General features: G+C 73.0%; 17 protein-coding genes. 2 read left to right on the top strand and 15 right to left on the bottom strand.

The genetic code is table 11. From position 1 onward, the window contains the following. Positions 1 to 5: 5 nt before the first annotated feature. From HCJ93_RS02750 to rpe, 5 genes are all read right to left on the bottom strand, one after another. Positions 6 to 1472: an amino acid permease gene (locus tag HCJ93_RS02750; RefSeq protein WP_167990737.1), complete on the bottom strand. Its 1467-nt coding sequence runs from the start codon at positions 1470 to 1472 to the stop codon at positions 6 to 8. A 322-nt stretch (positions 1473 to 1794) separates the two neighbouring features. Further along, complete coding sequence (locus tag HCJ93_RS02745; protein ID WP_167990735.1) at positions 1795 to 3237, bottom strand: GuaB1 family IMP dehydrogenase-related protein; 1443 nt, start codon at positions 3235 to 3237, stop codon at positions 1795 to 1797. A gap of 173 nt (positions 3238 to 3410) precedes the next feature. Next, entirely contained in the window at positions 3411 to 3731 is a 321-nt protein-coding gene (locus HCJ93_RS02740; RefSeq protein WP_167990734.1) for a barstar family protein, read from the bottom strand. Positions 3732 to 3771: 40 nt separating this feature from the next. Continuing rightward, positions 3772 to 4815, bottom strand: a complete 1044-nt coding sequence (locus HCJ93_RS02735; RefSeq protein ID WP_167990732.1) for a sugar-binding transcriptional regulator — start codon at positions 4813 to 4815, stop codon at positions 3772 to 3774. A gap of 78 nt (positions 4816 to 4893) precedes the next feature. After that, complete coding sequence (gene rpe / locus HCJ93_RS02730) at positions 4894 to 5580, bottom strand: ribulose-phosphate 3-epimerase (RefSeq protein WP_167990730.1); 687 nt, start codon at positions 5578 to 5580, stop codon at positions 4894 to 4896. A 152-nt stretch (positions 5581 to 5732) separates the two neighbouring features. Here rpe and HCJ93_RS02725 point away from each other — a divergent pair, with 152 nt between their 5' ends. Further along, entirely contained in the window at positions 5733 to 7871 is a 2139-nt protein-coding gene (locus HCJ93_RS02725; RefSeq protein ID WP_167990728.1) for an MMPL family transporter, read from the top strand. Positions 7872 to 7927: 56 nt separating this feature from the next. Here HCJ93_RS02725 and HCJ93_RS02720 read toward each other — a convergent pair whose 3' ends face one another. Beyond that, positions 7928 to 9346, bottom strand: coding sequence for an RsmB/NOP family class I SAM-dependent RNA methyltransferase (locus HCJ93_RS02720; RefSeq protein WP_167990726.1), 1419 nt, complete (start codon positions 9344 to 9346; stop codon positions 7928 to 7930). A 75-nt stretch (positions 9347 to 9421) separates the two neighbouring features. After that, entirely contained in the window at positions 9422 to 10354 is a 933-nt protein-coding gene (gene fmt / locus HCJ93_RS02715; RefSeq protein ID WP_167990725.1) for a methionyl-tRNA formyltransferase, read from the bottom strand. A gap of 293 nt (positions 10355 to 10647) precedes the next feature. On the opposite strand from fmt, the gene HCJ93_RS02710 reads away from it, so the two are divergent. Continuing rightward, on the top strand, positions 10648 to 11196 hold the full coding sequence (locus HCJ93_RS02710; protein ID WP_167990723.1) for a hypothetical protein: 549 nt from the start codon (positions 10648 to 10650) through the stop codon (positions 11194 to 11196). A 159-nt stretch (positions 11197 to 11355) separates the two neighbouring features. On the opposite strand, the gene HCJ93_RS02705 is transcribed toward HCJ93_RS02710, so the two are convergent. From HCJ93_RS02705 to HCJ93_RS02670, 8 genes are all read right to left on the bottom strand, one after another. Beyond that, the gene (locus HCJ93_RS02705) at positions 11356 to 13509 is read right to left on the bottom strand and encodes a primosomal protein N' (RefSeq protein ID WP_167990721.1); all 2154 of its coding nucleotides are present in this window, start codon (positions 13507 to 13509) and stop codon (positions 11356 to 11358) included. 319 nt (positions 13510 to 13828) lie between these two features. Next, positions 13829 to 15037 (bottom strand): methionine adenosyltransferase, encoded by a 1209-nt coding sequence (gene metK / locus HCJ93_RS02700; protein WP_167990720.1) that lies wholly within the window; start codon positions 15035 to 15037, stop codon positions 13829 to 13831. 237 nt (positions 15038 to 15274) lie between these two features. Beyond that, the gene (coaBC, locus tag HCJ93_RS02695) at positions 15275 to 16477 is read right to left on the bottom strand and encodes a bifunctional phosphopantothenoylcysteine decarboxylase/phosphopantothenate--cysteine ligase CoaBC (protein WP_167990718.1); all 1203 of its coding nucleotides are present in this window, start codon (positions 16475 to 16477) and stop codon (positions 15275 to 15277) included. A gap of 110 nt (positions 16478 to 16587) precedes the next feature. After that, a complete protein-coding gene (gene rpoZ, locus HCJ93_RS02690; RefSeq protein WP_004933985.1) occupies positions 16588 to 16860 on the bottom strand; it encodes a DNA-directed RNA polymerase subunit omega in 273 nt (90 codons plus the stop codon). Between the two features lie 62 nt (positions 16861 to 16922). Continuing rightward, positions 16923 to 17516 (bottom strand): guanylate kinase, encoded by a 594-nt coding sequence (gene gmk / locus HCJ93_RS02685; RefSeq protein ID WP_167990716.1) that lies wholly within the window; start codon positions 17514 to 17516, stop codon positions 16923 to 16925. A gap of 37 nt (positions 17517 to 17553) precedes the next feature. Then, complete coding sequence (locus HCJ93_RS02680) at positions 17554 to 17877, bottom strand: integration host factor (RefSeq protein WP_003977346.1); 324 nt, start codon at positions 17875 to 17877, stop codon at positions 17554 to 17556. 255 nt (positions 17878 to 18132) lie between these two features. Further along, on the bottom strand, positions 18133 to 18978 hold the full coding sequence (gene pyrF, locus HCJ93_RS02675; protein ID WP_167990715.1) for an orotidine-5'-phosphate decarboxylase: 846 nt from the start codon (positions 18976 to 18978) through the stop codon (positions 18133 to 18135). Beyond that, complete coding sequence (locus HCJ93_RS02670) at positions 18975 to 20081, bottom strand: quinone-dependent dihydroorotate dehydrogenase (protein ID WP_167990713.1); 1107 nt, start codon at positions 20079 to 20081, stop codon at positions 18975 to 18977. Before HCJ93_RS02670 ends, pyrF begins: the two co-directional genes overlap by 4 nt. Positions 20082 to 20208: the final 127 nt, after the last annotated feature.

Below are 20208 nucleotides of genomic sequence, written 5' to 3'. Positions count from 1 at the left end.
GACGTTCACTTCTCAAGCGTTGCGAGCCGGGAACGGCGGTAGCCGTACGAGAAGTAGAACACGAGACCGGCGGTCATCCAGAATGCGAAGACGACCCAGGTCACGGCGTCGAGGCTGAACATGTTGTAGGCGCAGAAGCCGAAGCCCAGCACCGGCAGCAGCGGACCGAACGGCACCCGGAACGTGCGCTCCAGCTCCGGGCGCTTGTAGCGCAGCACCACCACGGCGACGTTGACCAGCGCGAAGGCGAAGAGCGTGCCGATGCTGGTGGCGTCGACCAGCTTGCCGAGCGGGATCAGCGCGGCGAGGACACCGCAGAACAGGGACACGATCACCGTGTTGAGACGGGGCGCGCCGGTGGTGTGGTGCACCTTGCCCAGCGCACGGGGCATCAGGCCGTCGCGGGACATCGCGAAGAGGATGCGGGTCTGGCCGTAGAGCACGGTGAGCACCACGCTCGCGATCGAGATCACCGCGCCGAGGGCGAGCAGCGTGCCCCAGAAGCTCTGGCCGCTGACGTCGTGCATGATCGCGGCGAGCGAGGCGTTCGAACCCTCGAACTTCGTCCAGTGCCAGGCGCCCACGGCGACGGCCGCGACCAGGACGTACAGCGCGGTCACGATGATCAGCGAGAGCATGATCGCCCGCGGCAGGTCCTTCTTCGGGTCCTTCGCCTCCTCACCGGCGGTGGAGGCGGCGTCGAAACCGATGTACGAGAAGAACAGGGTGGCGCCGGCGGCGCTCACACCGGCCATGCCGAGCGGCATGAAGTCGGCGTAGTTGCCGGACTTGAAGCCCATGAAGCCGACCGCGCAGAACAGCACCAGAGCGGCTATCTTCACCGCGACCATGATGGTGTTGGCGCGGGCCGACTCCCGGACCCCGCCGAGCAGGAACACCATCGCCAGCAGCACCACGATCAGCGCGGGCAGGTTGACGATGCCGCCCTCGCCGGGCGCGGAGGACAGCACGGTGGGGACGGTGACGCCGATGGTGCCGTCCAGCAGCTCGTTGAGGTACTCGCCCCAGCCGACGGCGACCGCGGCCACCGAGACGCCGTACTCCAGCACCAGGCACCAGCCGCAGACCCAGGCGACCAGCTCGCCCATCGTTGCGTACGCATACGAGTACGAGGAGCCCGCGACCGGGATGCTGCCCGCCAGCTCCGCGTAGGACAGCGCCGAGAACAGGGCCGTCAGCCCGGCGATGACGAACGACAGGGTGACGGCGGGACCGGCCTCCGGCACGGCGTCACCGAGCACGACGAAGATGCCGGTGCCGAGGGTGGCACCGATGCTGATCATGGTGAGCTGCCACAGCCCGAGGGAGCGGCGCAGGCTGCCGCCCTCGCCCTGGCCGCCTTCCGCCACCAGGCGTTCCACGGGCTTGCGACGCATCAGGCGCGCACCGATACCCGAGGGCGGTGGGGCGGTGGCACTGCTGCTCTGTGAAGGTGCGCCTTGATCGAGCACGCGCTGACTCCTTGTCACTTCAGGATCTGCGCGGCCGGGACCGACGGAGCCCGCGACAGCGGGAACCCGTCGAGCGGGGTCCCCGCCACACACGTACAGCGCGTAACCCTATGAGCTAGGACGTTGCTCCTGAAATGCAGCAACCTTGCGAGCCCTCGCAAGATCATTGCGTTCCTCGGGGAAGGCCGGAATTTCGTTGCACGGGAGCTTTCGACCCTTGCACACGAACCCCGGACCAGGGCTTTCGCGCCTCCTGTGCCGGAGCCCCCGGCCTCCCCGCGCATGCGGGGGTGCCGAGGGCCCCGGAAGGAAGCGGAACCGATCAGTTCCAGCTGGCGTGCAGCGGCTTGCCTTCGGCGTAGCCGGCGGCGCTCTGGATGCCGACGACCGCCTTCTCGGCGAACTCCTCCAGGGTCGCGGCACCCGCGTAGGTGCAGGAGGAGCGGACACCCGCGATGATCGAGTCGATCAGGTCCTCCACACCCGGACGCTCCGGGTCGAGGAACATCCGGGAGGTGGAGATGCCCTCCTCGAACAGCGCCTTGCGGGCACGGTCGTAGGCCGACTCGTCCGAGGTGCGGTTGCGCACGGCGCGCGCGGAGGCCATGCCGAAGGACTCCTTGTACGGACGGCCGTCGGCGTCGTGCTGCAGGTCGCCCGGGGACTCGTAGGTCCCGGCGAACCAGGAGCCGATCATCACGTTGGACGCGCCGGCCGCGAGCGCCATCGCCACATCGCGCGGGTGCCGGACGCCGCCGTCGGCCCACACGTGCTTGCCGTACTTCTTCGCCTCGGCGGCGCACTCGAGGACCGCGGAGAACTGGGGCCGGCCGACGCCGGTCATCATGCGGGTGGTGCACATGGCGCCGGGGCCCACACCGACCTTGACGATGTCCGCGCCCGCCTCGATCAGGTCGCGCACGCCCGCCGCGGCGACCACGTTGCCGGCCACGACCGGCACCTGCGGGTCGAGGTCGCGGACCAGCTTGAGCGCGTTGATCATCGTCTCCTGGTGGCCGTGCGCGGTGTCGATGACGAGCGTGTCGACGCCCGCTTCCAGCAGCTGCCTGGCCTTGCCCGCAACGTCGCCGTTGATCCCGACGGCGGCGGCGACCCGGAGCCGGCCCTGCGCGTCGGTGGCCGGAGTGTACAGGGTGGCGCGCAGGGCGCCCTTGCGGGTCAGGATGCCCGCCAGACGGCCACCGGCGTCCACGGCGGGGGCGTAGCGCCGGTTGGCGCCGTCGAGGGTGTTGAACGCCTCGCGCGGGTCCATGCCGGCGTCGATGAGCAGCAGGTCGCGGGACATGACCTCGCTGAGCTGCGTGAAACGGTCCACGCCGGTCAGGTCCCGGTCGGTGACCACGCCGACCGGGCGGTGGTCGTCGTCCACCACCACGCCGGCGTTGTGCGCGCGCTTGGGCAGCAGGGCGAGGGCGTCGGCGACGGTCTGGTGCGGGGCCAGCACGATCGGCGTGTCGAGCACCAGATGGCGGCTCTTGACCCAGGCCACCACCTCGGTGACGACCTCGATCGGGATGTCCTGCGGGATGACCACCAGGCCGCCGCGCCGGGCCACCGTCTCGGCCATGCGGCGGCCGGCGATGGCGGTCATGTTGGCGACCACGAGCGGGATGGTGGTGCCCGTGCCGTCCGGGGACCTGAGGTCCACGCCCTGCCGGGAACCGACCGCGGAGCGGTTCGGCACCATGAAGACGTCGTCGTACGTCAGGTCGTACGGGGGCTGGATGTCATTGAGGAAACGCACGTGCTGCACATCCCAGTCGATCAGAGGCGGCCCCCGGGCAGGTCAGCCAGGGGGAGGAAAAGAGCACGTACTTCATTCTCCCACGTGGCGGCCCCCGGAAGCCCCGGGCGAAACATCCGAGCAGGCTAGGGGGTGCTTGGAGAAAGCTCCAGAAGGCCGACGGCTCGGGTGGCTCAGCCGGGGCCCAGGGTGACGAAGAGGCCGGCGGTGCGGTCGGTGGCCTCGGCGAAGACCTCCTCGGCCACCTGCCACTCGTCGGGGTGCGCCCGGGCGTACTCCCGCCAGCCGCGCACCACGAGCAGCAGGCCCCGCTCCAGCGCCCCGGCCGGCCACACCGTGCGGTCGGACAGGGAGTCGGCGAGGGCGTCCCAGTTGCGCCCGAACCAGTCGGGCAGGCGGAGCGTCTCGGCGCAGCGGTCCATCAGCCCCGCCTTGTCCGTCACCCCTTCGAGGTCGAGGGTGACGACGGTCCGCCCCGCCGGGTCCTGAGTCACGCCCTGCCCCTCTCCGCCTGCCGGTGCCGCATGCGCGTCGTCAGATCCCGTCCGGGTCGGCCCGGTTCAGCGCCGGCTTGGGCGGCGCACCGGTGGTCATCAGGTAGTCGGCGGCCGAGGTGTCCGTCACCAGGCTGGTGACCAGCCCGGAACGCAGCACCGCGTCGATCGCGGGACCCTTGCGCTGGCCCCCCGCGATGGCCACCACCTCCGGGATGCGGCGGAGCTGGTCGGCCCTGACCGTGATGCACCGCTCCTGCAGGTCCCGGCCGACCCGGCGCCCCTCCGCGTCGAAGAGGTGCGCGGACATCTCGGCGGCGACCCCGAGGGAGGCGTAGTGGGCCCGCTCCTCGTCGCTGAGCATGTCGTGCACCGTGGAGATGCCCGGCTCCCAGGACCCGATGGAGACACAGGCGACGGTGACCTTGTCGAAGTACTCGAAGGCCCGCGCGATCCCGGTCTGGTTGCGCAGCGCCGCCGCGGTGGCCGCGTCCGGCAGCAGCATCGGCGCGTAGATGGGGTGCGCGTCACCGCCCGAGACCTGCGCCGCGCGCCGCACCGCCTCCACCGAGCCGCGCTCGGCGGTCCCGGCGTCGTACACACCGGTCAGCTGCACCACCGTGCAGGGCGGCAGCCGGTCCAGGGCCGCCGCCATGTGGATGGTGGACCGGCCCCAGGCCAGCCCCAGCACATCCCCTTCGTCGACCAGCTCGCCGAGCAGGTCGGCGGCCACCTCTCCCAGGTTCTCGGGGTCGGGTGTCTCCTCGGCCTCGGCCGGGGACTCGACCACGACGGCGTGCCTGAGGCCGTAGCGGGCGCGGAGCGCGTCGGAGCGCTCGGCGTCCAGTTCGGCCGGCACACGGATCTCGATCCGTACGAGATCCCGTTCGAGGGCGGTCTCCAGGACCCGGGCCACCTTGAACCGGCTGACGCCGAACTCCTCGGCGATCTGGATCTTGGACTTGCCCTCGAGGTAGAAGCGGCGGGCCATGGCCGCCGCCTGCACCAGCTCAGCGGGTCCCATCCGCATGGCTGACCGGCCCGCCGACATACCCGACACGGCGATCTCCTCACTGCTGTTCACACTCTGGATTCGCCGTTCATCCTTGCAGATCCGGCGCGCTTGATCAGCCCTGCTGGGAGCCGTTCACATTCCCGACGCTCAGTGGCCGCATGCCCAGGACGCTTTCGCGGTCGCCGCCTCGGCCTGGTTGCGCAGTGCACGTACCGCCTCGGCCGGGTCCGAGGCGCCGTACACGGCGCTGCCCGCGACGAAGACATCGGCGCCGGCGTCGGCGCACTGCTCGATGGTGGACGCCGACACACCGCCGTCGACCTGGAGCCACAGCTCCAGCCCGTGCTTGTTGATCAACTCGCGGGTGCGGCGAATCTTGGGAAGCATGATGTCGAGGAAGGCCTGTCCCCCGAAGCCCGGCTCGACGGTCATGACCAGCAGCATGTCGAGCTCGGGGAGCAGGTCCTCGTACGGCTCGACGGGTGTGGCCGGCTTCAGCGCCATGGAGGCGCGGGCGCCCTTCGCCCTGATCTCCCTGGCGAGCCGGACCGGCGCGGCGGCGGCCTCGGCATGGAAGGTGACGGACCCGGCCCCCGCCTCCACGTACTGGGGCGCCCAGCGATCCGGGGCCTCGATCATCAGATGACAGTCCAGCGGAGTGTCCGTCGCCCGGGCGAGCGACTCCACGACCGGTACGCCGAGGGTGAGGTTGGGGACGAAATGGTTGTCCATGACGTCGACGTGGAGCCAGTCGGCCCCTCGCACCGCCTCCGCCTCGGCGGCGAGGTTGGCGAAGTCGGCGGACAGGATGCTGGGGTTGATCTGCACGGGCATGCCTCAAGCCTGCCATGCGCCCGGCCCCTCGCGTGCGGGGGTCCCGGGCGGGGCCCGTGGGGCGTCGGCCCGGGCGTGCGTCCTCCGGGGCCGGCCGGGGTGCGTCGCGCCCTCCCCCGCGCCCCGCACCCGGCGTTGCCGCGGAGGTGGCGATGACAGCGGGCCGGGGTGCCGGCCACCTGGTGTGCGGGCGGCGGGCGAAGTGGCTGGTGCTGGGTTTCTGGGTGGTGGTGCTGTTCCTGATGGCGCCGTTCGCCCAGAAGCTGACCGGCGCGCAGGACAACGACGCGGCCTCCTGGCTGCCCGGTTCGGCCGAGTCGACGCAGGTGCTGGAGATCTCCGAGGACTTCCGGCCCGAGCAGACCCCCGCGATCGTGATCTACGCGCGGGAGGACGGGCTGACCGCGGCGGACCGGGAGCGGATCGCCGAGGACGTGGCGCGGCTGAAGGAGCTGCGCGCGCACGGGATCATCGGCGACCAGACGCGCGGCCCGCTGTTCGACCGGCAGACCGGTCCGCGGGCGGCGCAGGTCTTCGTGCCGATCACCATGGACGAGAAGGGATGGGAGCGGATCGCGCCCGCCGTCGGCTCCGTCCGCGAGGAGGTGGGCTCGAGCACCGGAGGTCTCGCCGTCCACGTCACGGGCCCGGCCGGCACCTCCGCGGACTTCTCCGAGGCCTTCGAGGGCATCGACTCCACCCTGCTGTTCGCGGCGATGGGTGTCGTCGTCGTCATGCTGCTCATCACCTACCGCAGCCCCACCCTGCTGCTGGTGCCGCTGGTGTCGGTGATCTCCGCGCTGTTCACGGCGCAGGCGCTGATCTACTTCCTGGCGGAGTACGGGGGCCTGACGGTCAACGGGCAGAGCGCCGGCATCCTCACCGTGCTGGTGTTCGGCGCCGGCACCGACTACGGGCTGCTGCTGGTCGCCCGCTACCGGGAGGAGCTGCGCCGCCACGTGGACCGGCACGAGGCGATGGCGCTGGCGCTGCACCGGGCGGGTCCGGCGGTGATCGCCTCCGGCGCCACCGTGGTGCTGAGCATGCTGGTGCTGCTGGCTGCGGAGATGAACTCCACGAGCGGCCTGGGGCCGGTCGCCGCGATCGGGGTGGCCGTCGCCCTGCTGGCGATGCTGTCACTGTTCCCGGCGCTGCTGGTGATCTTCGGCCGGTGGATGTTCTGGCCGGTGATCCCGCACCACGGCGACCCGGACCCGACCGAGCGGGGCATGTGGTCCCGGATGGGCCGCCGCATCGCCCGGCGCCCGCGCACGACGTGGGCCGTCACCGCGCTGGTGCTGGCGGTCTGCTCGCTGGGCCTGGTGCAGCTGCGCGCGGAAGGCATCAGCAACGCCGACTCCTTCACCGACACCCCGGACTCGATCACCGGTCAGCGGGTCTCCGCCCGCTACTTCCCGGCCGGCAGCGGTGATCCGCTGGTGATCGTCAGCAACCGGGCCCAGGCCGAGCAGGTGGGCCGCGCGGTGGCCGCGACGGAGGGCGTCGTGCCGCAGTCGCTGGGGCTGCCGCCGGGCGCGAAACCCTCCTTCGAGGGCAAGGTGCTGTTCGAGGCGACCATGACCGCGCCGTCGGACAGCGAGGCGGCGAAGCAGACGGTCGAACGGGTCCGGGGCGCCGTGCACGCGGTGCCGGGCGCCGACGCCAAGGTGGGCGGCGGCACGGCGGCGCTGCTCGACATGGAGGCCGCGACCACCCGCGACAACGTCGTGATCATCCCGCTGGTGCTGGTGGTCGTGCTGCTGATCCTGTGCAGCCTGCTGCGCGCGCTGATCGCTCCGCTGCTGCTGATCGCGACGGTGATCCTGTCGTTCGCGGCGGCGCTCGGCCTGAGCGCGCTGGCCTTCCGGCACGTGTTCGACTACGCGGGCGAGTCGACCGACTTCCCGCTGTTCGTCTTCGTGTTCCTGGTGGCCCTCGGCATCGACTACAACATCTTCCTGACCACCCGCATCCGCGAGGAGGCCGCCCGGCAGGGCACCCGGCAGGGCGTGGTGACGGGTCTGGCCACGACCGGCGCGGTCATCACCTCGGCGGGCCTGGTCCTCGCGGGCACCTTCGCGGCGCTCGGCACCCTGCCCATGGTGGCCTTCGCCGAGATCGGCTTCGCGGTCGCCCTGGGCGTGCTGCTCGACACCTTCGTCGTGCGCTCGGTGCTGGTCACCTCGCTCTTCCTGGACGTCGGCCCGAAGGTGTGGTGGCCCCACCGCCTGTCCCGTGAGGACGCCGGCGGCGAGGCGCATCCGTCCCGGGTGGACTCCGGGGGCGGGTGAGCGCGGGGCGCCGGCGGCCGGGCGGGCCCGCCGCCTCCCTTCAATCCGGGGCGGCGTCAGCCCGTGCGGCGGATCAGCGCCAGGTACATCGCGTCGGTGCCGTGCAGATGCGGCCACAGCTGGACGTCGGGGCCCTCACCGAGGTCCGGGACGCCCGGCAGCAGCGGACGGGCGTCGATCAGCTCGGTCTCCGGGAACTGCTTGAGCAGGTCGGAGACGACCGCGCGGGTCTCGGCGAGGTGGGGCGAGCAGGTGGCGTAGCCGACCACGCCTCCGGTGCGCACCGACTCCAGCGCGGTGCGCAGCAGTCCCCGCTGGAGCGGCGCGAAGCCGTCCAGGTCCTCCGGGCGGCGCCGCCAGCGAGCCTCCGGGCGGCGGCGCAGCGCGCCGAGGCCGGTGCAGGGCACGTCGACGAGCACCCGGTCGAAGCTGCCGGGCCGCCAGGCCGGGCGGGTCGCGTCGGCGGCGACGACCTGGTAGGGCCCGGGGTTGCCGGACAGCGCGCGGGCGACCAGCCCTGCCCGGTGCGGCTGCTTCTCCGAGGCGAGCAGGACCGCGCCCCGCTCGGCGGCGAGCGCCCCGAGCAGCGCGGCCTTGCCGCCGGGTCCGGCACAGCCGTCCAGCCACAGCCGGTCGCGCCCCTCCACCGGGGCACCGGCCAGCGCGAGCGCGACGAGCTGGCTGCCCTCGTCCTGCACCCCGGCCCGGCCCTCGGCCACGGCGGGCACGGCGCCGGGCTCCCCGCCCTCGGTCAGCCGCACCGCGTACGGGGACCAGCGGCCCGGCCGGGCGGCCTCCTCGGCGAGCAGTTCCCCTGTGGTGGCGCGTCCGGGCCGGGCGACCAGGGTCACCTCCGGCCGTTCGTTGTCGGCGCGCAGCAGTTCCTCGATGCCGTCGCGCCCGCCGCCGAGGGAGTCCCAGAGCGCGGAGACCACCCAGCGCGGGTGGGAGTGGACGACGGCGAGATGGTCCTCCGGGTCCTCCTCGTAGGGCGGTGCGACCTTCTCCAGCCAGCCGTCGAGATCGTGCCGGGCGACCTTGCGCAGCACCGCGTTGACGAACTTGGCCCGGCCGTCGCCGAGCACCACCCGGGCCAGCTCCACGGTGGCCGACACGGCGGCATGGGCGGGGATGCGCGTGCCGAGCAGCTGGTGCGCGCCCAGGCTCAGCACGTCGAGCACCGGCGGGTCGACCTCGCGCAGCGGGCGGTCCACGCACTCCGCGACGACCGCGTCGTAGGTGCCCTGCCGGCGCAGCGTCCCGTACACCAGCTCGGTGGCCAGGGCGGCGTCCCGCCCGTCGAAGTCGCCCTTCTCACGCGCCTTGCGCAGCAGGGGCGGCAGCACGAGGTTGGCGTAGGCGTCCCGCTCGTCCACGGCCCGCAGGGCCTCGAAGGCGAGGATGCGGACGGGGTCCTTCTTGGGCCGGCGGTAGGGCTTGGCGGGCCTGCGGGGCCGACGGGGCTGGTCGCTCACGAAAGGTGCTCCGGATGTGGGTCTGAAGTGCGCACTCCAGCCTACGGTGCCGGCGTCCCGCGGACCGCCGCGGCCTCAGCCGCCGACGCGCTCGCCGGGGGCGATGCGCACGCCGCGCGCCCAGTCCGCCGCCCGCATCGGCTTCTTGCCCTGCGCCTGCACCCAGAGCAGCTCCACGGCGTGCGAACCGGTGCCCACGTACACGTCGTTCTTGCCTGCGGAGATCTCGCCGGGGGCGAGGTCGGTGCGGTCCGGCGCGGGGCGCACCTGGATGAGCTTGAGCCGCTCGCCGCGGAAAGTCGTCCAGGCGCCGGGGGCCGGCGTGCAGCCGCGCACCACCCGGTCGACCCGCAGCGCCGGGGCGTTCCAGTCGACGTGGGCGTCCTCGACGGTGACCTTGGGGGCGTGGCTGACGCCCTCGGCGGGCTGGGGTACCGCCTTCAGGGTGCCGTCCTCGATGCCGTCCATGGTCGCGGCGAGCAGCCCGGCGCCGGCGAAGGCGAGCCGGGTGAGCAGGTCGCCGCTGGTGTCGGTGGGGCGGATCTCCTCGGTGACGGTGCCGTACACCGGTCCGGAGTCGAGACCCTCCTCGATCAGGAAGGTGGTGGCGCCGGTGATCTCGTCGCCCGCCATCAGGGCGTGCTGCACGGGTGCCGCGCCGCGCCAGGCGGGCAGCAGGGAGAAGTGCAGATTGACCCAGCCGTGGGTGGGGATGTCGAGCGCCTCCCTGGGCAGCAGGGCGCCGTAGGCGACGACGGGGCAGCAGTCGGGCCCGATCTCCTTCAGCCGCTCCAGGAACTCCGGGTCGCGCGGCCTGACCGGCTTCAGCACCTCGATGCCGGCCTCCTGGGCGCGCTCGGCGACGGGAGAGGCGACCAGCCTCCGTCCGCGGCCCGCCGGGGCGTCGGGCCGGGTGACGACGGCGGCCACCTCGTGCCGTTCGGAGGCGAGCAGGGCGTCCAGTGCGGGAACGGCGACCTCGGGGGTACCGGCGAAGACGAGCTTCATGGGCTGGGCAGGGCCTCTCGGGCGGGGTCGGTGGGCGACGCACAAGTCTATGGGGCGAGCGGGCGCGAACCGCACCGACACCGTCCCCCGACGTGCCTGTGGACGGGCGTACGGCGACCGGGAGATGCGCCCGGGGCCGGGTGGCGCGGCCGGCGGCGGGGGCAGCGCCCGCATATGCCGCCACGCCCCCACCCCGTGACCCGGGGCGCCGAAACGCGTTGGTCAAGAAAGAGTTGACCACATCGAGCCCCTCGGGGCTCATCCCTTTCAACGCCGGTTCGAGAGGCTTGTTCATGGCCGACCACGCAACCCACGACGCCCAGGCTCGGGCCAGCCTGCACTTGCTGGTGCGGGACATCGAGCGGGTCCGCCGGCAGGTGGACGCACTGCGCACGCTCACCGCCCAGCTGGGCAATGTCTACCGCCCGCGCCGCTCCGGCCCCTCCACGGGCTTCGTCGTCTACGGACGCGCGCCCGCCCCGACCGTCCGCCTCGCCCAGGAACTCAGGGACAGCGTCGAGACGCTGGTCACCGCGGCCGTGGACTTCGACCGCTCGCTCGGCTTCTCGTGGGACGCGGTGGGTTCCGCACTCGGCGTCACCAAGCAGGCCGTGCACCGCCGTTACGGCTCCCGCCGCACCGCGGCCCGCACCGCCGCCGCCCCGGAGGCCGACCGCACCCCGGAACCGTCGGCCTCCCGCACGGTCAACGTCGGCGCCGGTGTGTCCACCGTGCCGACGGTCCCCGCCGCCCGCTCCATGCCCACCCAGCCGACCGCGGGCAGCCCCGCCCTGCGCGACGACTCACGCCCCTCCGCCTTCCCCACCCCCCGCAACGGCTGACCCGCCGCCGGCTCCCCCGCCCTCCCGGCCGCACCGCCGCCGGGAGGGCGTTCCCTTCGGGCGACTGCGCGCGGCGGGAACCCGGCCCGGCCGCGCGGCGGAAGCCCCGTCCGGCACGCGACGTCGCGCACGGGAACGGACGCGACCCGCTCCGGTGCCTCAGCCGATGTCCGGTGGGTCGATCCGGACCCAGACCGGGTCGTCGTTCCCCCGTGCCATGCGGGCCGCCTGAGCCGTTTTCAGCGCGGCGGCCAGAGCGGCTCCCCGGCCCGGCGGGACCCGGACCAGCGCGCGTTCCCAGTGCTCGCCGGGCGGCGGGGCGCCGGGGCGGCGCGGCCGCCCGGCGGGGGTGACCGGAAGCGGGACCGGGCCCAACACCTCGGCCTCCTGAGGGAGTTCGACGGCGTGCAGGAAGCCCGCCACGGCCTGCGGGGGCCCGGAGACGGCGGCCATGCGGGACACCGGCGGGAAGCGCAGCTCCGCCCGGTCGGCGAGTTCCCGCACGGCGTGTCCTGCCGGGTCCCATCGCACCAGCGCCTGCACGGGCCGCAGGGTCGGCTCGGCGACGACCACCACGGTGCCGCCCGCCGGCTGGGGGCGCACCAGGGCCGCCGCGCCGATCCAGCGGCGCAGCGCGTCCTCCCCCGCCCTCAGATCGGGCCGGTTGAGCATGGCCCAGCCGTCCAGGAGCAGGGCCGCCGCATAGCCGCCCTCGGCGACCGGTTCGGCGCCCGGCGTGCTGACCACCAGCGCGGGCGTCCCCGGCACCGTGTCCAGCACATGCTCGCGCCCCGAGGTGCGCACCGGCACCGCGGGAAAGGCCCGCCCCAGTTCCTCGGCGGTGCGCCGTGCCCCGACGACCTGGGCCCGCAGGCGGAAGCCGCCGCACTCGGGGCAGTGCCAGCCGCCCTCCTCGCGCCCGCACCAGCCGCACCGCAGACCGGCGGGGCCGGACTCCTGGGCCTGGAGCGGCCCGGAGCAGTGCCGGCACCGGGCCGGCGCCCGGCAGGCGGCGCAGGCCAGCCGCGGGACGTATCCCCGCCGCGGCACCTGCACCAGCACCGGGCCGTGCTTCAGGCCCTCCCGAGCGACCTGCCAGGCGAGGGTGGGCAGGCGGGCGGCGCGTGCCGCCTCGTCCCGGGCGAGGTCCAGATCGCTCACGGTCCGCACCAGCGGGGCGGCCGCCCGCACCCGGTCCCGCCCGGCGACCAGCGGCCGCGCCCAGCCGGTCTCCACCAGCTGTGCGGCCTCCACGGTGCAGCTCCAACCGCCCAGCAGGAAGCCGCACTTGTCCTGGGCGGCCCGCAGCAGCAGCACCTCCCGGGCGTGCGGCTGCGGGGCGTGCTGCTCGCTGTGGCTGTCGTCGCCGTCGTCCCAGACGGCCACCAGGCCGAGGTCCCGCACGGGCGCGAACATCGCCGCCCGGGTGCCCACCACGGCCCGCACCGAGCCCCGCCGCACGGCCAGCCACTGCGCGTACCGCTTCTCGGGGCCCGCGTCGGCGGTGAGCACCGCGTGCCGTCCCTCGCCGAGCAGCGCGGTGAGCGCCGCGTCCACGCGGGCGACGGCGCGGTAGTCGGGCAGGACCACCAGTGCACCCCGTCCGGAGGCCAGTGCGGCGGCCACCGCGCGGGCCAGTTCCTCGCTCCACCGGGGCCCGGGCAGGGCCTGCCACACGGCCCGTGGGGCGCCTCCGGCCGCCAGCGCCTCCAGGAACGCGGGCCCCTGCTCGTAGCGGGCCCAGGGGCCCGCGGAGGGCGCCGGGGGCGGGGGCAGGGGGTCCGGTGAGGGGCGCCGCTCGGCGCGGGCGTTGCGCGGGGGGACGGCGAGCTGCAGCACATCGGCGAGGCTTCCGGCGTACCGGTCGGCGACGGCGCGGGCCAGGCCCAGCAGCTCGGCGTCGAGCACCGGTTCGGGCGAGACCACCTGGGCCAGTGCCGCGAGGGGTCCGGAGTAGTCGGACTCGGCGAGCCGCTCCACGAGGAACCCGTCGATCAGTCCCCCGCCCTCGCGGCGTCCCTCGCGCACCCGGTGCCGTCCGGCGCCGAAGCGGACCCGTACCCGCACGCCCGGCTGAGCGTCGGCGTCCAGCTCCTCGGGGACGGCGTAGTCGAAGTACCGGTCGAGGTGGAGCACGCCCTTGTCGACGAGCACCCGGGCGACGGGCAGACGCGGGGCGAGCTTGGCTCCGCGCCAGGTACGCGGCTTGGCCCGGGGCTCCTTGGCCTTGCGCACGCTCTCCCGGATGAGCGCGAGCTGCTCGGGCGGCGCGGGCTCGCCCCCGCCGTCCGGCTGTCCGTTCTCGCTGCTCACGCTTGCATTCTTACCAAACGGCAGTGACAGCGGCGCCGGCCCGTGATCCGGCCGGATGCGGACGACGAACGGCGTGCGGCGCCTCTGCCCCGGCCGCCCGGCCGTACCGGTCAGGGACCGGCAGCAGGTTCCGGCACCCGCGAGGGGACCTCTTCGGACGTGTCCGCGCCCTTCAACACCGGGCCCGCGCTCTCGCCGGCGCAGCGCGCGTACCGCAGCCCGCCACGCCATGTGCCGCCCGGCGGGACGCGCCGAGGCCCGGCGCCCCCGGGGAGGGGCACCGGGCCTCGGTGAGACGCTCGGGTGCTGCTCGCGGGCCTTACAGCCCGGCCGCCCGGCGCAGCGCGTCGACGCGGTCGGTGCGCTCCCAGGTGAAGTCGGGCAGCTCACGGCCGAAGTGGCCGTAGGCGGCGGTCTGGGCGTAGATCGGGCGCAGCAGGTTCAGGTCGCGGATGATCGCGGCCGGGCGGAGGTCGAAGACCTCGTCGATGGCCTGCTCGATGCGCTCGGTGTCGACCTTCTCGGTGCCGAAGGTCTCCACGAACAGACCGACCGGCTCGGCCTTGCCGATCGCGTACGCCACCTGCACCTCGCAGCGCGAGGCCAGCCCGGCGGCGACCACGTTCTTGGCGACCCAGCGCATGGCGTACGCGGCGGAGCGGTCGACCTTGGACGGGTCCTTGCCGGAGAAGGCACCGCCGCCGTGGCGGGCCATGCCGCCGTAGGTGTCGATGATGATCTTGCGGCCGGTCAGGCCGGCGTCGCCCATCGGGCCGCCGATCTCGAAGCGGCCGGTGGGGTTGACCAGCAGACGGTAGTTCTCGGTGTCGAGCTTGATCCCGTCGTCCAGCAGCGCCTTGAGCTCGGGCTCCACGACGAACTCGCGGATGTCGGGCGCCAGCAGCGAGTCCAGGTCGATGTCGGAGGCGTGCTGCGAGGAGACCACCACGGTGTCCAGGCGGACGGCCTTGTCGCCGTCGTACTCGATGGTGACCTGCGTCTTGCCGTCGGGGCGCAGGTAGGGGATGGTGCCGTTCTTGCGCACGTCGGACAGCCGCTTGGACAGGCGGTGTGCCAGGAAGATCGGCAGCGGCATCAGGGTGGGCGTCTCGTCGGTGGCGTAGCCGAACATCAGGCCCTGGTCGCCGGCGCCCTGCCGGTCCAGCTCGTCGTCGTCGCCCTCGACGCGGGCCTCGTAGGCCGCGTCGACACCCTGCGCGATGTCCGGGGACTGCGATCCGATGGACACCGAGACACCGCAGGAGGCGCCGTCGAAGCCCTTCTTCGAGGAGTCGTAGCCGATCTCGAGGATCTTGCTGCGGACGAGCGTCGCGATGTCCGCGTACGTCTTGGTGGTGACCTCGCCGGCCACGTGCACCAGACCAGTGGTGATCAGAGTCTCGACGGCGACCCGGGAGGTCGGGTCGTCGCGGAGCAACGCGTCGAGGATGGTGTCGCTGATCTGGTCAGCGATCTTGTCGGGGTGACCCTCGGTCACGGACTCCGAGGTGAAGAGACGACGGGACACAACGCTCCCTGGGGTTGCAGCGGCTGCTGGCTGATCATTGGCGGACGGCGGGGGCTGCACCCGGCGCCGTCCGTGGAACAGTTTACGGGTCGCGCAAGGTCAGGGGCGCCCCCGTCTCGCCTCTCGGGAGCGCTGTGACCTGCGGCACGGGCATTGTGCCCAGCAACGGGTGGTGTTGACCAGAGGCGCCACACCCCGGTGAGCGTGGTTTCGGACGGCCGGACGGCCTACCCGGGCTCATCCGAGACGTTCGGCCACCAGGTCCCACACCGCGTCGGCCAGGGCCTCCTTGGGGCCGTGGGCGACCGGGGTCTCGGTGCCGTCGGCACCCAGGATCACGGCCTCGTTCTCCTCGGAGCCGAAGGTGCGGCGCTCCCCCACCTCGTTCACCACGAGCAGGTCGCAGCCCTTGCGCTTGAGCTTGCTGCGGCCGTTGGCGAGGACGTCGTCGGTCTCGGCGGCGAAGCCGACGATCACCTGTCCGGGGCGGGGCCGGCCGGCGGAGATCTCGGCGAGGATGTCGGGGTTGCGGACCAGGGCGATGGGGGCGGGCTCCTGGTCGTCCTTCTTCTTGATCTTGCCGGTGGCGTAGGCGGCAGGCCGGAAATCGGCGACGGCGGCGGCCATGACCACGGCGTCGGCGTCGGCGGCGGCCCGCAGCACCTCCTCGCGCAGCTGCACGGCGGTGCCCACGGGCACCACGTCCACTCCGGCCGGGTCGGGCAGGGCGGTGTTGGCGGCGATCAGGGTGACCCGGGCGCCCCGGGCGGCGGCGGTACGGGCGAGGGCGTAGCCCTGCTTGCCGGAGGAGCGGTTGCCGAGGAAGCGGACGGGGTCCAGGGGCTCGCGGGTGCCCCCGGCGCTGACGACGACGTGCCGGCCCTTGAGGTCGGGCCCGGTGACGCCGCGGGCCAGCACCCGGCGGCACACCTCGAAGATCTCGGCGGGCTCGGGCAGCCGGCCCTTGCCGGTGTCCACGCCGGTGAGGCGGCCGACGGCCGGCTCGATCACGACGGCGCCGCGGGCGCGCAGGGTGGCCACGTTGTCCCGGGTGGCCGGATGCTCCCACATCTCGGTGTGCATGGCGGGCGCGAAGACGACCGGGCAGCGGGCGGTGAGCAGGGTGTTGGTGAGCAGGTCGTCGGCGAGGCCGTGCGCGGCCCTGGCCAGCATGTCGGCGGTGGCCGGGGCGACCACCACCAGGTCGGCCTGCTGCCCGATGCGCACGTGCGGCACCTCGTGCACGTCGTCCCAGACCTCGGTCGCCACGGGGTTGCCGGAGAGCGCGGACCAGGTGGCGGCCCCGACGAAGTTCAGCGCGGAGGCCGTGGGCACGACGCGGACGTCGTGTCCGGACTCCGTCAGTCTCCGGAGCAGCTCGCACGCCTTGTACGCGGCGATGCCGCCGCTGACTCCCAGAACGACCCTCGGCTTGTCCACCGTCTCTCCCCGGACCTCGGAAATGTGCGACCACCACCATGAGACACCACAGGCCCGGCAGACGTGCTGCCGGGCCTGTGGAAAAGTCAGCGAAGACCAGCTGATACGACTTACTGACCGGGGCCCTCGACGGCCTCGGAGGTCAGCAGTCCCGCGTTGATCTCGCGCAGGGCGATCGAGAGCGGCTTCTCGTGGACATGGGTGTCGACGAGGGGACCGACGTACTCGAGGAGACCCTCGCCGAGCTGCGAGTAGTACGCGTTGATCTGACGGGCCCGCTTGGCCGCGTAGATCACGAGGCTGTACTTCGAGTCGGTGGCCTCGAGGAGCTCGTCGATCGGCGGGTTGATGATGCCCTCGGGCGCGGAGATGGAAGAGGACACGCTCTACCTTCCGATGGATGGGGATTCGGTCTCGGTGACCGCCGACGACGATTCGGCAACGATCACACGACGTTCATCAAGGCTAGCAGCTCACGGGCGACGTCCTCGACGGAGGTGTTGACCAGGGTCACATCGAACTCCGGCTCGGCCGCCAGCTCCGTCTTGGCGGCCTCGAGCCGGCGCTCGATCACCTCCGGCGGCTCGGTGCCCCGCCCGGTGAGCCTGCGCACCAGCTCCTCCCAGGAGGGCGGAGCCAGGAAGACCAGCTGTGCGTCGGCCATGGACTCCCGCACCTGCCGGGCGCCCTGGAGATCGATCTCCAGCAGCACCGGCACGCCCGCCTCCAGGTGCTCGATGACCGCCTGGCGGGGTGTGCCGTAGCGGTTGCCGGCGAACTCGGCCCACTCCAGCAGCTCACCGTTGGCGATCAGCTTGTCCATCTCCTCGTCGGAGACGAAGAAGTAGTGGACACCGTGCTGCTCGCCCGGACGGGGCTTGCGGGTCGTCGCCGACACCGAGAGCCAGACCTCGGGGTGTTCCTTGCGCATATGGGCGACGACCGTGCTCTTGCCGACCCCCGAGGGGCCGGAGAGCACGGTCAGTCGCGGACGTTCGTCCGGGGACACGGGGGTCGTCCCCCGGGGTGTTGCAGCCATGCGGCGATTATTCCAGCAAAGCCGGGGTGCCCGGGAATCAGGACCCGGTGCTGCCGAACTCACGCTCCAGGGAGGCGATCTGGTTGGACCCGAGACCCCGGACGCGGCGGCTCTCGGAGATGCCCAGTCGCTCCATGATCTGCTTGGCGCGGACCTTGCCGACGCCCGGCAGCGACTCGAGCAGGGCGGAGACCTTCATCTTGCCGATGACGTCGTTCTCCTGGCCCTGCTTGATGACCTCGTGCAGGGAGGCGCCGGAGTGCTTGAGTCGATTCTTGACCTCGGCCCGCTCCCGGCGAGCCGCGGCGGCCTTTTCGAGCGCGGCTGCGCGCTGTTCAGGGGTAAGGGGCGGAAGAGCCACGCCTACGTCACCTCGGATGTCGAACTGTCGGATACGGACCGGTGAGGAACCTAGTCGCCCCACACCTGGGGAGCCACGAGCAACACACGCTTGCCCGTTCTCTCGTCGGAGACTAGCGGTCAACTCCGCAAGAGTCAGCGAGAACAGCGGAAAAGTCCTGGTCAGCCTCCGGCAGGACGGACATTGAGGACATATTGCCCCGGTTTTGTGAAGGTATCCATACCCGAGCAGCCCTCCGTGCCCCCTGTGAGAGGCTCAGACCGCGCCCACCGCGGCCCTGATCTCCTCCGCGAACCGGTCCGCGGCGTCACGCAGCGCGACCGCGTCGGGACCGTGGCGCAACACCCCCCGGCTGACGTTCGGCACCACATTGCGCACCGCGGCGCCGAAAACCGCCGGAAGATCGGCCGCCTTCGCCCCCTGGGCGCCGATGCCGGGCGCCAGGATCGGCCCGTTGACGTCCAGGTCGTACGACGACAGGTCACCCAGCGTGGCGCCGACCACCGCGCCGAAGGACCCCAGCGGCTCCTGACCCGCGTTCTCCACCGCCAGGTGCCCGAGCATGGTGGCGCCCACGCTCCGCCCGTCCTGCCGCACCGCGTGCTGCACCTCGCCGCCCTCCGGGTTGGAGGTCAGGGCCAGCACGAACAGGCCAGTGCCGCTCTCCCGGGCCAGCGCGACGGCCGGGCTGAGCGAGCCGTAGCCGAGGTACGGCGAGACGGTGAGCGCGTCGGAGAACAGCGGGGCGTCCTTGCGCAGGAAGGCCTCGGCGTAGGCGGCCATGGTGGAGCCGATGTCGCCGCGCTTGGCGTCCATCACCACCAGCGCACCGGCCTGCCGCGCCTCCCGCACGGTCGTCTCCAGCACGGCGACGCCGCGGGAGCCGAAGCGCTCGAAGAAGGCGCTCTGCGGCTTCAGGACCGCCACCCGGTCCGCCACCGCCTCGACCACGGTGCGGCTGAACCGCTCCAGGCCCGTCACGTCGTCGTCCAGGCCCCACTCGGCCAGCAGGGAGGCGTGCGGGTCGATGCCCACGCACAGCGGTCCGCGTTCGTCCATGGCCCGGCGCAGCCGGGCGCCGAAGGGTTCGAGTCCGCTCATCGGGAAGTCCTCACATCGGCGCCCACCGCGTCGGCGAGCGTGGCGTACGGGCTGGTGCGCAGCCGAGCGGCGAGCCCCTTGTGGACGGAGCGGGCCCAGAAGGGGCCCTGGTAGATGAAGCCGCTGTACCCCTGGATCAGCGTGGCCCCGGCCAGGATGCGCTGCCAGGCGTCCTCGGCGTTCTCGATGCCGCCCACGCCGACCAGGGTGATCCGGTCGCCCACACGGGCGTACAGGCGCCGCAGCACCTCGAGGGAGCGCGCCTTCAGGGGTGCGCCGGACAGGCCGCCGGTCTCCTTCACCAGCGCGGGGTCGGAACGCAGCCCGAGCCCCTCGCGCGCGATCGTGGTGTTGGTGGCGATGATCCCGTCCAGGCCGAGGTCGACGGCCAGGTCGGCGACGGCGTCGATGTCCTCGTCGGCCAGATCGGGGGCGATCTTGACCAGCAGCGGGACCCGGCGGCCCGGCACGCTGCGGTCGGCGGCCTCGCGGACCGCGGTCAGCAGCGGCCGCAGCTGGTCCACGGCCTGCAGGTTCCGCAGCCCCGGGGTGTTCGGCGAGGAGACGTTCACGACCAGGTAGTCCGCGTACGGCGCCAGGCGCTCGGCGGACTTCACGTAGTCGGCGACGGCCTGCTCCTCGGGCACGGCCTTGGTCTTGCCGATGTTGACGCCGACGACCGTCCTGAAGACGGGCCGTCGGGCGGCGAGGCGGGCGGCGACCCGCAGGGAGCCGTCGTTGTTGAAGCCCATGCGGTTGATCAGGGCCCGGTCCTCGACCAGGCGGAACAGCCGCTTCTTGGGGTTGCCGGGCTGCGGCTCCCCGGTGACGGTGCCGATCTCGACGTGGTCGAAGCCGGTCATCGCCAGGCCGTCGATGCCGACGGCGTTCTTGTCGAAGCCCGCGGCGAGGCCGAAGGGGCTGTGCAGGCGCAGCCCCAGGGCCTCGGTGCGCAGCTCCCGGTAGCGGGGCGCCAGCACGGCGGCGACGAAGGTCCGCAGCACCGGCACCCGGGCCACCAGGCGGATCCAGCGGAAGGCGAGCTGGTGGGCCCGCTCGGGGTCCATGTGCCGGAAGACCAGGCGGAAGAAGAGCTGATACATCTCGAGTCCTCACACGGAGGGGGGACGCCGCTTCCGGCGTCCCCCCTCATCGGCGGCTAAGGGCCCGCGCCCGTAGGGGGCGCGGGGAGCTGCAGGGCCGGCCACGGCCGGACCGCGGCGGTGGACG

The sequence above is a fragment of the Streptomyces composti genome (genome assembly GCF_012034205.1).
GTDB lineage: Bacteria > Actinomycetota > Actinomycetes > Streptomycetales > Streptomycetaceae > Streptomyces > Streptomyces composti.
Note: the sequence above shows the minus strand (reverse complement) of the source record. Positions and strands in the feature narration are given on the sequence as shown.